Origin of the sequence: Stenotrophomonas sp. TWI602 (assembly GCF_039674045.1) — a bacterium.
Lineage (GTDB): Bacteria > Pseudomonadota > Gammaproteobacteria > Xanthomonadales > Xanthomonadaceae > Stenotrophomonas.
Genome location: NZ_JBDJMT010000001.1, coordinates 569747 through 582458, shown reverse-complemented (window position 1 = coordinate 582458; position 12712 = coordinate 569747). Strand labels below are relative to the sequence as shown.

The window sequence follows — 12712 nt, the reverse complement described above, 5'->3', positions numbered from 1 at the left end:
GTTTGCTCCGGACACGAAGAAGGGGGCTTTCGCCCCCTTCCCGTTACTGCAAGGTACTACCGCTGGATCAGCGCAGCAGGCTCAGCACGTTCTGGCTGGACTGGTTGGCCTGGGCCAGCATGGCGGTACCGGCCTGCTGCAGGATCTGGTTGCGGGTCAGCTCGGCGGTTTCCGAAGCGTAATCCACGTCGCGGATGCGGCTACGGGCTGCGGACATGTTCTCCGACGAGGTGTTCAGGTTCGCAACCACCGAGGTGAAGCGGTTCTGGATGGCGCCCAGGTCAGCTCGCGAGGAGTTGATCGAGTTCAGGGCGGCGTCCATTGCCAGGATGGCGTTGTCGGCGCCACCTACCGAAGAGATGTCCAGATCGGCGAAGCCAACCGTTGCATCGCCCTCCTTAAAGGAGGTGGCACCGGCCAGGACGGTGGTTGCCTTTGCATCGGTGCTGCCAACCGAGAGCCCGGTGGCCTTGCCGAGGTCTGCAGCGAGACTGCCGCCGATCTCAAAGTCCTTGTCTGCGGAGGTCAGCTGCAACTTGCCTTCAATCATCGATGCACTGACGCCAGTCACGTGGGTTTTGGCGTTGATGGCGTTCGTGAGCGCAATAGCGCGATCCCCAGCGTTGCTGGCTGCGCCCACTTCGATGCTTTGACCATTGATCGTAAATTCGCCTGCCTTGATCGCTGCAAAGCTCGCCGTCGCTTCGGCACCATTGGCGCTCTTCGTGGCGATGCCGGCGATGGCCGGGTCGGCGGTGTACTCTGCGCTTGCTACAGTGGTTGCTCCAAAATTGGAGCCATCGGCGCGGACCACGTCAAGCTTTCCAGCAGTCATAGCCTCAGCGATCGAGGCTTCGCCACCCAAGTCAAGGGTGAAGCCATTGACTGCAGTTTTGCCGTCTGCGCCAAACGAGGCCGTAAACGCGGCAGCGACGCTTGCGCTATTGACAGTGCCGGTGATGGAGATGCCTGCAGAATCGTTATTGTCCGCAGTGAAGGTAACGGCGAAGGTGCTGTCGGTGTCGCCGCCCGTGCCGCCCGTCACAGCGCCGACCGTGAGGCTTGCGGGCTTTGCGGCAGCTGCGGTGGCGCCGGTCGGAGCGGAACCAGCGGCCGAGGCTGCACGCGTCGCGGTGGTCCAGTTGCCCAGCTTGCTGATGTTGGCGTTGGCGACCTGCGAGATGTTGATCGTCTCGCCCTGATTGGCGCCGATCTGGAAGGCCTGGTTGGTGAAACTGCCGTCCAGCAGGTTGGTGCCGTTGAAGTTGGTCTGCTCGGCGACGCGCTGGATTTCCTGCTTCAGCAGCTGGACTTCGGCGTTCAGCGCCTGGCGGTCCGAAGCAGAGTTGGTGGCGCTGCGCGATTGCACGGCCAGTTCACGGACGCGCTGCAGGTTGTTGCCGATTTCACCGAGGGCGCCTTCGGCGGTCTGGGCCAGCGAGATGCCGTCGTTGGCGTTGCGGGCGGCCTGGTTGGCGCCGCGGATCTGGGTGCTGAAGCGCTCGGAGATGGCCAGACCGGCCGCGTCATCCTTGGCACTGTTGATGCGCAGGCCCGAAGACAGGCGCTGGATCGTGGTGGCCAGGTTGGTGCCGCTGGTGCTCAGGTTGCGCTGGGCGTTCAGCGACATGGTGTTGGTGTTGATGACTTGTGCCATGGTGCGGTTTCCTTGTTGGCAGTGTGTCCGGCAGAGCAGCCTGACCGGTTTCGGGGGGCAGTGGCTGGCGCCCCACCAAGGGGTGTGCTACCGCTGCTGAAATCAATAACGGCACTGCACGTCCTGCCTTTAGCGGTCTTTGCTGTTTTTTTCCCGGCGGCCAACGAAAAGGCCCCGCCATCTGGATGGCGGGGCCCGTTGTGAGCTCACTACCGGCGGCGGCTTACGACTGCAGCAGTCGCAATACGTTCTGCGGCACCTGGTTGGCCTGGGCCAGCATGGCCGTGCCCGCCTGCTGCAGAATCTGGCCGCGGGTCAGCTCGGCGGTTTCCTGCGCGTAGTCCACGTCGCGGATACGGCTGCGCGCGGCGGAAAGGTTTTCCGAGTTGGTGTTCAGGTTGGCGATGGTGGAGGTAAAGCGGTTCTGGATAGCACCCAGGTCGGCGCGGGCCGAATTGATCGACTGCAGCGCCGCATCCATGGCCAAAATCGCATTGTCAGCGTTCTCTTGGTTAGAAATGTCCAGTTCGGCAAAACCGGTCGCGGGCTCGCCGACCTTGAACGACGTTGCGCTGGCAATTGGCGCTGCCGCGGCTGCGTCGGTGCTGCCGACGGCCAGGCCCGTCGCTGCTGCCAGGCCGCCGGCAAGGGTGCCGCCAATGACGAAATCCTTATCCGGCGAGCTCAGCTGGAGCTTGCCATCAATCAGGGAGGCGGTGACGCCGGTCTTGTGAGTTTGGGCGTTGATTGAATTGACCAGAGTGGTCGCGCGCTCGCTGGCATCCTTGGCAGCGCCGACCTCGATGTTCTGACCATTGATGGTGAACTCGCCCGCAGTGATCGCGTCAAACTTGCTGACCGCGGAGACGCCATCGGTGCTTGCTACGGGGAAGCCCAGGCTGGCGGCAGTCGTATAGCCAGTCGCCGATTCCGTGACGTCGATGTTCGAACCGTCGGTGCGGACCACTTTCAGGCTGCCGGCCGCAACGGCTGCAGCGACCGTGGTGCTGGCACCGAGATCCAAGGTGAAGCCGTTCACCTCGCTCTTGCCGTCTGCACCAAAGGTCCCCTGCAGGGCCGTGGCAACGCTGGCGTTGTCGACCGTACCGGTGATGTTGATGCTGACCGACTTGCCGCTATCGGCAGTGAAGGTGGTGGCCAGGGTGCTTACGCCAGTGCCACCTGCACCGCCCACAATGGTACCGAGGCTTACAGTAGCGGGCGTGGCTGCCGCAGCGGTCGCGCCGGTCGGCGTGGTACCCACTAGCGAAGCGGCGCGGGAAGCCGTGGTCCAGTTTCCCAACATGTGTACATTCGCATTGGCGATCTGCGAAATGCTGATCGTCTGGCCCTGATCGGCACCGATCTGGAAGGCCTGGTTGGTGAAGCTGCCGTCGAGCAGATTCGTGCCGTTGAACGTGGTCTGTTCGGCCACGCGCTGGATTTCCTGCTTCAGCAACTGCACTTCGGCATTCAGCGCCTGGCGATCGGAGGAGGAGTTGGTGGCGCTGCGGGCCTGCACGGCCAGCTCGCGGATGCGCTGCAGGTTGTTGCCGACTTCGCCCAGTGCACCTTCAGCGGTCTGCGCCAGCGAAATGCCGTCGTTGGCGTTGCGCGCGGCCTGGTTCAGGCCACGGATCTGGGTGGTGAAGCGCTCGGAGATCGCCAGGCCGGCCGCATCATCCTTGGCGCTGTTGATGCGCAGGCCGGACGACAGGCGCTGGATGGAGGTGGCCAGCGAGTTGCTGCTGGTGGTCAGGTTGCGCTGAGCATTCAGCGACATCGTGTTGGTGTTGATGATCTGTGCCATGTTGCGTCTCCGTGGGTGCTCTATTCGGGTCGGGTGGGTCTGGCGCGGGATGCGCCCTGCGTGGATTCAGATGAAGGGAAGGGGGATCAGCGGATCATGTTGAAGAGGGACATCGACTGCATCTGGCTGAAAATCGTCTGTGCGGCCTGGAGAGCAGCGCTCTCCAGCTTGTACTGGCCGATGGCATCGGCGTAGTCGAGGTCACGCATGGTCGACAGCGTGGATTTGACGGTGACAGCGGTGGATTCACGCGCACTGGCCGCGCTGTCGATGGCGGCCAGTTGGGCACCGCCTTTGGCACGCGCATCGATCATGTTTTCCGATGCGCGGGTGATATCGCGGATGCTGGACTGCAGGGTGTTCTGCAGTGCCGTGCGATCGCTGTCGGTCGACGGATCAGCTTCCAGCGCGCTGACCAGCTTGTCCAAGGTGGAGAAGATGTCGCGTGTATCCGCATCGCCAACGTTGAACGCATCGCCTGCGGCGGGCTTGCCTTCGATACGAAGACGAACCCCGGCGACCACGATGTCTTCCCCGGCAGCATGCGTGCCAGTGCCGACTACGGCGCCGCCGGCGTCCAGAACTTCGTAAGCGCCGTCGCCGGCATCGGTGAAGTGCACGGTCAGCGAACCGCCTGCCCACGCGCCGGTGCCGTCGCGACTGACCGAGGTCAGCAGGCCGCTGCCGGTGTTGGCGGCGCTCGCACTGGCATCCACCGCGCCATCGCCGGTGCGGATGCGCATGAAGATGTCGCTGCCGGGCAAGGCGTCGGACACCAGTTGCCCGGGGGCGACCTCCACCTGTCGCTGGCTCTGGTCACCGGTGTAGCTGACGCTGCCGCCGGTGAGCAGGAAGGGGGCGTCAGCATCGTTGTTTCCGCCGAAGAGGTAGCGGCCACTGCCGTCTTTGGAATTGGCCAGCGACAACAGGCTCTGCTGGATGGTCTTCAGCTCGCTGACGATGGCCTTCAGGTCGCTGCTCTTGGGTACCGGGCTGTTGGCCTGGATGCTCAGCTCGACCGCGCGCGACATCAGGTCGTTGACCTGCGCCAGCGCGTTCTCCTGCATGCCGAGGCGGTTCTGGACGTTGTTGGCGTTCTTGCCCAACTGCTCCAGCCCGGCGACGACACGATCCAGGCCGACGGCAGCGCCGGCCGAGACCGGGTCGTCCTTGGCGGAGACGATCTTGCTCCCGGTGGCGATCTGGTTCTCCAGATGGTTCAGCTTGGCCTGCTTGGCCAGCATCAGCGAAACCGACTGGTTGAACATCATGCCGGTAGAGATGCGGTTGTTCATGAGCGTACGGCTCCCAGGATCGTCTGGAACATGGTGTCGGCGGTGGAGATCAGCTGCGATGCCGCCTGGTAGGCCTGTTGAAGGCGGAGCATGTCGGCCGCTTCCTCATCCAGGTTCACGCCGGAGATCGAATCGCGTGCGGCCTGGGCCTGGTCGGTGATCACCTGCTGGGCCTGCAGCGAGTACTCGGCCGAGCGGGCGGCGGCGCCGACCTGGGTGGTCAAGCCGCCCAGCGCGCCGTTGAGCGTCACCGTGCCTGCATTGAACGTTTTGGCGTCTTCGACCTTGGCCAACAGCAGCGCATTGCTGTTGTCCGAGGAACCGGCCGGGGTCGGCCCGATGCTGAAGGTGTCCCCCTGCTTGGGCGCACCGTCCAGCACGAAGCTCCAGCCGTTGGCGGTGATGGTCTGCCCGGCGGTGTAGGTGTTGGGTGCCCCGCCATCGATGGTGTATTCGGTGGCACTGATGAACACGATCGCCGCCGGATTACGCAGCGCCGCGTTCTCCGCGTCGGTCACCTTGACCCCGGTGAGCTTGCCGGTGCCGGTGTTGGCCATCGCGGCGGTGCCCTTGATCGGCGCGGCGGCGGCGATGCGCGAGGTGTCGGTGATCGCCACTTCCATGCTGCCGGCCACGCCTGCGGTGGGCTGCAGCAGGAAGCGGTCGTCCTTGGCCGGCGCGCCGCTCATGACCAGGCTGACGCCATTGAGCACCAGCGGGTCGGTTGCGGTGCCGGTGCCGGTCATCGGGATCGCGGCGCCGGTGTCGGCACGGGTGGCCTGCCACTGGGTGCCATCGAACTTCATCACGATGTTTTGGCCATCCAGCTTGGACAGATCGCCGAAGCTGGCGCTCATGCTGGCCGTGCCGGTGTTGCTGCTGTTGGCGGTGATGCGTGGGTTGCCGATGGTGAAGAAGTCGCCGCCCATGTTGCCGTACAGATCCGCGCCCTGGCGGTGGACGTCGTTGAAGCTGCTGGCCATGCCGATCGCCAGCTTGCCCAGCTCGGCCTGGGCCGGGGTCAGGACGGTATCGCGGAACTCCAGCAGGCCACCGATCTGGCCACCCAGTGTCTTGCCATTGATGGTGATCTTCTGGCCCTGGCTTTCCAGCGCCAGCTGCAGGCGCTCGGGCTGGTACGGATCGGTGACGGTGGTGACCTTGGAGGCGGTGGTGCCGACCACCAGGGCCTGGCCGCCGGCGGTGTAGACATTCATGATGCCGCCGTCCTGCATCACCGCGTTGCCGCCGGTGTAGCCGACCAGGTTGGCGATCAGCTGGTCCCGGCGATCGAGCAGGTCCGGGGCGGCCGTGGCCGCGTTGCTGCCGATGGAGCCATTGAGCTGGGCGATCTCCTGGGCCAACCGGTTGATCTCGGTGGCGCCGGCGATCAGGCCATTGTTGACCTCGGCATTGAGGTTGTTGAGCTGGGTATTGAGCTGCTGAAAGCGGTTGGCCAGGGTCTTGCCGCTGTCCAGCACGTTCTGCCGGTCGGCGCTGCCCGAGGCGTTGGACGAGAGTCCGCTGACCGAATCGAAGAAATTCGACCAGACCCCGGCGACGTTGGTGGAGGCGTCGGAGAACATGGCATCGACCCGGTCGGCCATCGTGGACAACTGCTTCAGGCGCGCCAGCTCACCGCTGCCATCGAGCAGGCGCGAGATGGCCAGCTGGTCCGCCACGCGGCGGACATCGGTGATGCGGGTGCCATTGCCGACGTCGCCATACCCGTAGTTCTGCGGGTTGGCGGTGGCGAAGTCCACCTTCTGCCGGCTGTAGCCGGGCGTTTTGATGTTGGCGACGTTGTGGCTGGTGGTCGCCAGGGCCCGCTGGAAAGCGAGCAGGGCGCTGGTGCCGGTGGAGAGTACGCTGGACATGGGTTACCTCAACGACGGATGACACCCAGCCCGGTCGGGCTGGCGGTGCTGGCAAAAGTGCGGCCCAGGCGCTCGCCGGCATCGCTCACCGCCGCGACGGCGCGCTCGATGGTCGGGCCGCCGGCGATCGCGGCGATCTTGGCCGCGTAGGTCGGGTCGGTGGCGTAGCCGGCGCGCTGCAGCCCCTGCGCAAAGCTGCGCACGTTGCTGCCGGCCTGGAGGGCGTTCTGGTAGCGCGGACTGGTCTTGAGCAGGCGCACGTAGTCGGCGAAGCTCTCGCCCACCGAGTTGTAGGCGCGGAAGCTCGCCGTCTCGTTGCGGCGCACACCGTTGACGTACTCGTGGGTGCCGCTGGTGGCGCGCTCACCCTGCCAGCCATTGGCCTTGATCCCGAATAGGTTGTGCGAGCTGTCACCGCCACTGCGGCGGACCAGCTTGCGGCCCCAGCCGGTTTCCAGCGCGGCCTGGGCGACCAGCGCCTTGGCATCCACGCCCAGTTCGCGCGCGGCCTGCTGCGCATGGCCCCAGATGCTGGCCACGAAGCCTTCCGGCGTGTGCGGGCCGAGCTCGGCGGCGGCTGTGTTGGCCGCCAGGGTATCGGCGGCGCTCGGGCCGGTGGCCGTAGTGCGGTTGACGCCGGTCCAGCGGTCATCGGCCATGGCCCAGTCGGCGCTGGCTGGATCGGTCACAGGGGTCGCCGCATAGGGATCGCTGCGGCCGATCGCCTCGTGCATCTGGCTGCTTTCACGGCCGGCAATCAGGTCCAGCGCGCGTTCCATCGGCTGCAGCACCGCGGACGGTGCATCGCCGTTCAACTGCTGCAGCAGGTCGACCTCGCGCGGCGCGGACGGCGTGGTGCTGGCCGGCAACGGCATGCCGGCGGCCGGTGCATTGAGTTGATAGGCACGCAGGGCCGCGGCCGGGTTGAGCGTGGTATCAACCGGCTTGGCCGTCTCGCCCTCGGCGCCGCCCAGCTGGCGCGCGATCATGCTCGACAGCCCCAGGCCGCGGCCGCGGGTCATCGCATCGGCGATCTTCTGGTCGTACATCTCGCGGAACATGGTGTTTTCGCCGGGGAACAGCGAATCGCCGAAGCTCGCCTCGCGCATGCTCTTGATCAGCATCTGCGCGAACTGGCCTTCCAGCTGGCGGGCAACCTTGTCGACCTTGGCCGGGCTGTTGGGCTGGGCGGGATTGAGTTCCAGGGCCGGTTGGATGCGCATGTCAGATCACCTCGAGTTCGGCACTGAGCGCGCCGGCCTGCTTGAGGGCTTCCAGGATGGCGATCAGATCGCCCGGGGCCGCGCCCACGGCATTCACCGCGTGCACGATTTCATCCAGGGTGGTGCCGCCGTTGAACTTGAACATGCGGCTGCCATCGTTGGTCGCGGTGATGGTCGACTGCGGCGTCACCACGGTCTGGCCGCCACTGAACGCGCCCGGCTGGCTGACGTTGGCGTTCTCGTTGATGGTCACGGTCAGCGAGCCATGGGAGATCGCCGCAGCGCCCACGCGCACCTGCGCGCCGATCACCACCGTACCGGTACGCGAATTGACCACCACCTTGGCCGGCGCACTGCCGGGGGTCAGTTCCAGGTTTTCGATACGCGCCAGCAGGCCGATGCGCGCGCCCGGATCGGACGGCGCGTTGACCGCCACGGTGACGCCATCGATCGCGCGGGCGGCGCCTTCACCGAAGGCGGTGTTCAGTGCCGCCACCATCCGCGAGACCGTGGTGAAGTCGTTCTTGTGCAGGTTCAGGGTGATGTCGCCACCGCCGCTGAACACATCCGGCAGCGCACGCTCGACGGTGGCGCCATTGGGAATGCGGCCGACGCTGGGCACGTTGACCGACACGCGCGAGCCATCCTTGCCCTGCGCACCGAAGCCGCCGACGATCAGGTTGCCCTGGGCGATGGCGTAGACCTGCCCATCGGCACCGCGCAGCGGCGCCATCAGCAGCGAGCCGCCGCGCAGCGAGACCGCGTTGCCCACCGAGGAAACGGTGATGTCGATCGGCTGGCCGGGCTTGGCGAACGGCGGCAGCTCGGCATGGATGGCCACGGCCGCCACGTTCTTCAACTGCGGGTTGACGTTGGCCGGTACGTTGACGCCCAGCTCGCCCAACAGGTTCTTCAGGCTCTGCACGGTGAAGGGCGCCTGGCTGGTGCGGTCGCCGCTGCCATCCAGGCCGACCACCAGGCCGTAGCCGACCAGCGCGTTGCCACGCACGCCGCCGACCTGGGCCAGGTCCTTGATGCGCTCGGCGGAGGCGGGCGCGACCAGCGCGAACACGGCCAGCAGCGCCAGCACGGCACGCGTCGCGCCGTGCGACACCACGCGTTGCGTCACCATGTAGAGCGACGCCGCGCGTCGCTGCTTCGCCACGTGGGGGTACGCCATGCGTCGCTGCCCGAACAGGGAAAGGGAGAAGGTCATGTCAGGCTCAGTACGGCGCCAGCGCCGAGTTGAAGAAGCGGCTCAGCCAGCCCATCGCGTTGGATTGGGCGATCGCGCCGCGGCCGCCGTAGACGATGCGGGCATCGGCAACGCGGCTGGAGGGAATGGTGTTGTCCGGGAAGATGTCCGCCGCGCGCACGATGCCCTGCACCTGCACCAGCTCATCGCCCCGGTTAAGGCGCAGGTTCTTGGCGCCCTGCACGACCAGGTTGCCGTTGGGCAGGCGCTGGATCACGGTGACCGTCACGCTGCCCTGCAGGCGGTTGCTCTGCGCGCTGGTGCCCTTGCCGGTGAAATCGCGCGAGCCGGCGGCGCTGGCACTGAGGATGTCCTTGCCGCCGAGCGTGACCGGGGCGCCGAAGATGGTCGGCGTGCCGATGCTCAGCTCCGACTCTTTCGAGGTGGAGGTGTTGGCGGTGGTCTGCGCGGTGGTGTTCTCGGTCAGCGTGATCGTAAGCAGGTCGCCCACATCGCGGGCGCGCCGGTCCGAATACAGCTGCAGGCCGGGGCCGGCGGCGTAGATCGCACCGGCCGTGGCCTGGGCCGAGGGCGGCATGATCGGTTCCACCGGCGCCATGGCCGGGTAGGGGCGGACATCGCCGGCGATCACGCAGCCACTCAGGGTGGCGACGATGACGGCGGCGGCGAGCAGGCGGAGGGCAGGGGCAAGATGCGACATGGCAGGTTTCCGGGTCGACCGATCAGACGTTCTGGTTGAGGTAGCCGAGCATCGCGTCGGTGGTGGAGATCGCCTTGGCGTTCATCTCGTAGGCGCGCTGGGTTTCGATCATCGAGACCAGTTCTTCCACCACGTTGACGTTGCTGCCTTCCAGCGCGCCCTGCACCACGGTGCCCAGTCCGTTCAGGCCGGGGTTGCCGTTCTGCGCCGGGCCGGAGGCGGTGGTTTCCAGGAACAGGTTTTCACCGCGCGCCTGCAGACCGGCCGGATTGACGAAGTCGGTCAGGGTCAGCGCGCCGATCTCCACCGAGGCGGCGTCGTCGGCCATCTTCACGCTGATGGTGCCGTCGGTGCCGATGGTGAGCGACTGCGCGCCTTCGGGAATCTGGATGCCCGGCTGCACCGGGTAGCCGCTGTTGGTGACCAGCTCGCCATCCTGGTTGCGCTGGAACGAGCCATCGCGGGTATAGGCCGAAGAACCATCCGGCATCTGCACTTCAAAGAAGCCGCGGCCGTTGACCATCACATCCAGCGCGCGGCCGGTCTGCTGCTGGCTGCCCTGCTCGAAGTTCTTTGAGGTGGCGACCACGCGCACACCGGTGCCCAGCTGCAGGCCCGACGGCAACTGCGTCTGCGCCGAGGAAGCGCCGCCGGGCTGACGGACCTGCTGGTACAGCAGATCTTCAAAGCTGGCACGGTCCAGCTTGAAACCGGTGGTGTTGGTGTTGGCGAGGTTGTTGGAAACCACCGACATGCGCGTCTGCTGCGCATCCAGTCCGGTCTTGGCGATCCACAATGCCTGGTTCATGGCGTCATTCCTGTGTTGTAGCGGGTGGCCGCGTGGTGCGGCCCTTGCGAAGGGCAATGCATGGCGCGTGCCAGAACGGCGCCGGGATTACGTCACGGCGCGCGGTCAGCCGCCCAGGCGCAGCAGGCTGTTGGCGCTGCGCGCGTTGTCATCGCCGTGCTTGATGACTTTCACCTGCATTTCGTACTGGCGCTGCAGCTGGATCATCTGCACCAGTGCACCGGCGGCATCCACATTGCTGCCTTCCAGCTGGCCGCTTTCCAGCGACTTGCCCTGGGCCTGCACGAACGGCTGCTGTGGGTCGGTGTTGCGCATCAGTCCATCCAGGCCGCGTTCCAGCCGTGCGTCGTCGGCCTGCACCACGCGGATGCGACCCACGTTGGCCATCGTCTGCGGGCCTTCGCCCAACGGAATGATCGAGATCGTGCCGTCGTTGCCGATGTCCATCGCCTGGTGCGGCGGGATCGCGATCGGATTGCTGTTCTCATCCAGCACCGGATGGCCGCCGGCGGTCACCAGCTGGCCATTGGGCGTGATCGACAGCGCCGCGCCCCGGGTATACGCCTCACCCGCATTGGCGCCGGGTGCCTGCACTGCCAGCCAGTTGCCGGCCTGCAGGGACAGATCCAGCGGGTTGCCGGTGATCTGCTGGGCGCCCATGCGCCGGTTGAAGCCGGCATCCACGTGCAGGGCATCCACGCGCGAGGCATAGCCGGTCCCCTTGATCGGGAAGGCCTCGGTGTTGGCGAGCGCCTCCTTGAAGCCGGGGGTATCGGTGTTGGCCAGATTGTGCGACAGCGTGCCCTGCGCCTGCAGGGAAGCGCGTGCACCGGTCATCGCGACGTAGAGTGCCTTGTCCATCGGTGTAGTCCCATGTTGCGGTCAGTGGCTCATCAACGCAGGTTGATGATGGTCTGGGTGATCTGGTCCTGCGTGGAGACCATTTGCGAGTTGGCCTGGAAGTTGCGCTGGGCGGTGATCATGTTGACCAGCTGCTCGGTCAGGTCGACCGTGGAGGCTTCCAGCGAACCGGCCTGGATCTTGCCCAGGTTGGAGCTGTCCGGTGCACCGGTACGCGGGGTGCCGGAAGCGAAGCTCTCCGTCCACAGGTTGTTGCCCTTGGCTTCCAGGCCCTGTGCGTTGTTGAAGGTGGTCAGGGCCACCTGGCCCAGCGCCTTGTCGTCGCCATTGGAGTAGCGCGCGTAGACGATGCCCTCTTCGGAGACGGTGATCTCGTTGAGCTTGCCCGCTGCATAGCCGTCCTGCTGGGTGTTGCGCAGCGCGAACTTCTCGCCGTACTGGGTCGAGCCGCTCAGGTTCAGCGACATCGACAGCACGCCGGCGCCGGTGGTCGGGGTGAACGGATCCATGACGATCTGGCCGTTGGCCGGGCTGGTCAACGCACCGCTGTCGGAGAACTGCAGCGTGGTCGGGGTACCGGCAGCCTTGCCGTCCACATAGTTGTAGACCTGCCACTCGTTCGGGTTTTCGGTCTTCACGAAGTAGGAGGTCTGGGTGTGGCTCACGCCCAGCGAGTCGTACACGGTGATGCCGCCGGTGGAGTGGTTGTAGCTGTTGGAGTCGGTCGGGTCGAAGGTGTCGACCGTCGGCTGCTTGGCGTTGGCCGGCAGGGTGAAGCTCACATCGACCTTGCCGGTCTGCCGCGGCGGGCTGTCGGTGGTCATCAGCTGCAGGTCGGTCAGGCGGCCGGCATCGAAGTTGGTGCCGTCCGCGTTCGGGGCGAACACCTGCAGGCGCGCGCCCTGCGGGTTGGTCACGTAGCCGGCCTGGTCGGTCTGGAAGTTGCCGGCGCGCGAGTACACGCGCTCACCGTTCATGGTCAGGGTAAAGAAACCTTCGCCGGAAATGGCCATGTCCAGGCTGCGCCCGGTCTGTTCGTTGTTGCCCTGCGAGAACTGCTGGGCGACGTTGGTCACCCGCACGCCGGAACCGACCGCGTTCTTGGACAGGCCATAGCTGGTGGCCGAGAACAGATCGGCGAACTCCGCGCGCGACTGCTTGAAGCCGGTGGTGTTGACGTTGGCGATGTTGTTCGCGGTGACGTTCAGATCGGCATTGGCTGCGTTGATGCCGGACAACGAGACGTTGAAGCCCATGGGATGCTC

General features: G+C 65.9%; 10 protein-coding genes and 1 pseudogene. All 11 read right to left on the bottom strand.

From position 1 onward, the window contains the following. Positions 1-67: 67 nt before the first annotated feature. Positions 68-1657 (bottom strand): flagellin, encoded by a 1590-nt coding sequence (locus ABE483_RS02530; RefSeq protein ID WP_346481046.1) that lies wholly within the window; start codon positions 1655-1657, stop codon positions 68-70. 223 nt (positions 1658-1880) lie between these two features. Further along, positions 1881-2138 carry a flagellin gene (locus ABE483_RS02525; protein ID WP_237772090.1) on the bottom strand — a complete coding sequence of 86 codons (258 nt, stop codon included), beginning with the start codon at positions 2136-2138 and terminating at the stop codon, positions 1881-1883. A 723-nt stretch (positions 2139-2861) separates the two neighbouring features. After that, positions 2862-3467: pseudogene (locus tag ABE483_RS02520) on the bottom strand (flagellin); the annotation flags it as partial. Positions 3468-3553: 86 nt separating this feature from the next. Beyond that, entirely contained in the window at positions 3554-4762 is a 1209-nt protein-coding gene (gene flgL, locus ABE483_RS02515) for a flagellar hook-associated protein FlgL (RefSeq protein WP_346481045.1), read from the bottom strand. Further along, a complete protein-coding gene (gene flgK, locus ABE483_RS02510) occupies positions 4759-6639 on the bottom strand; it encodes a flagellar hook-associated protein FlgK (RefSeq protein ID WP_346481044.1) in 1881 nt (626 codons plus the stop codon). Before flgK ends, flgL begins: the two co-directional genes overlap by 4 nt. A gap of 8 nt (positions 6640-6647) precedes the next feature. After that, positions 6648-7862 carry a flagellar assembly peptidoglycan hydrolase FlgJ gene (flgJ, locus tag ABE483_RS02505; protein ID WP_313218277.1) on the bottom strand — a complete coding sequence of 405 codons (1215 nt, stop codon included), beginning with the start codon at positions 7860-7862 and terminating at the stop codon, positions 6648-6650. Between the two features lies 1 nt (position 7863). Beyond that, entirely contained in the window at positions 7864-9078 is a 1215-nt protein-coding gene (locus ABE483_RS02500) for a flagellar basal body P-ring protein FlgI (protein WP_346481043.1), read from the bottom strand. Positions 9079-9085: 7 nt separating this feature from the next. Further along, complete coding sequence (flgH, locus tag ABE483_RS02495) at positions 9086-9778, bottom strand: flagellar basal body L-ring protein FlgH (RefSeq protein WP_346481042.1); 693 nt, start codon at positions 9776-9778, stop codon at positions 9086-9088. Between the two features lie 22 nt (positions 9779-9800). Further along, the gene (gene flgG, locus ABE483_RS02490; protein WP_346481041.1) at positions 9801-10586 is read right to left on the bottom strand and encodes a flagellar basal-body rod protein FlgG; all 786 of its coding nucleotides are present in this window, start codon (positions 10584-10586) and stop codon (positions 9801-9803) included. A 105-nt stretch (positions 10587-10691) separates the two neighbouring features. Beyond that, positions 10692-11447 (bottom strand): flagellar basal body rod protein FlgF, encoded by a 756-nt coding sequence (locus tag ABE483_RS02485; protein WP_121036760.1) that lies wholly within the window; start codon positions 11445-11447, stop codon positions 10692-10694. A gap of 32 nt (positions 11448-11479) precedes the next feature. Next, a complete protein-coding gene (gene flgE, locus ABE483_RS02480; RefSeq protein ID WP_346481040.1) occupies positions 11480-12703 on the bottom strand; it encodes a flagellar hook protein FlgE in 1224 nt (407 codons plus the stop codon). Positions 12704-12712: the final 9 nt, after the last annotated feature.

What these genes read in the sequence shown, in the direction of transcription:
- ABE483_RS02530 (WP_346481046.1), bottom strand. Translation starts at nt 1,657, where the DNA reads ATGGCACAAGTCATCAACACCAACACCATGTCGCTGAACGCCCAGCGC.
- ABE483_RS02525 (WP_237772090.1), bottom strand. Translation starts at nt 2,138, where the DNA reads ATGGATGCGGCGCTGCAGTCGATCAATTCGGCCCGCGCCGACCTGGGT.
- flgL (WP_346481045.1), bottom strand. Translation starts at nt 4,762, where the DNA reads ATGAACAACCGCATCTCTACCGGCATGATGTTCAACCAGTCGGTTTCG.
- flgK (WP_346481044.1), bottom strand. Translation starts at nt 6,639, where the DNA reads ATGTCCAGCGTACTCTCCACCGGCACCAGCGCCCTGCTCGCTTTCCAG.
- flgJ (WP_313218277.1), bottom strand. Translation starts at nt 7,862, where the DNA reads ATGCGCATCCAACCGGCCCTGGAACTCAATCCCGCCCAGCCCAACAGC.
- ABE483_RS02500 (WP_346481043.1), bottom strand. Translation starts at nt 9,078, where the DNA reads ATGACCTTCTCCCTTTCCCTGTTCGGGCAGCGACGCATGGCGTACCCC.
- flgH (WP_346481042.1), bottom strand. Translation starts at nt 9,778, where the DNA reads ATGTCGCATCTTGCCCCTGCCCTCCGCCTGCTCGCCGCCGCCGTCATC.
- flgG (WP_346481041.1), bottom strand. Translation starts at nt 10,586, where the DNA reads ATGAACCAGGCATTGTGGATCGCCAAGACCGGACTGGATGCGCAGCAG.
- ABE483_RS02485 (WP_121036760.1), bottom strand. Translation starts at nt 11,447, where the DNA reads ATGGACAAGGCACTCTACGTCGCGATGACCGGTGCACGCGCTTCCCTG.
- flgE (WP_346481040.1), bottom strand. Translation starts at nt 12,703, where the DNA reads ATGGGCTTCAACGTCTCGTTGTCCGGCATCAACGCAGCCAATGCCGAT.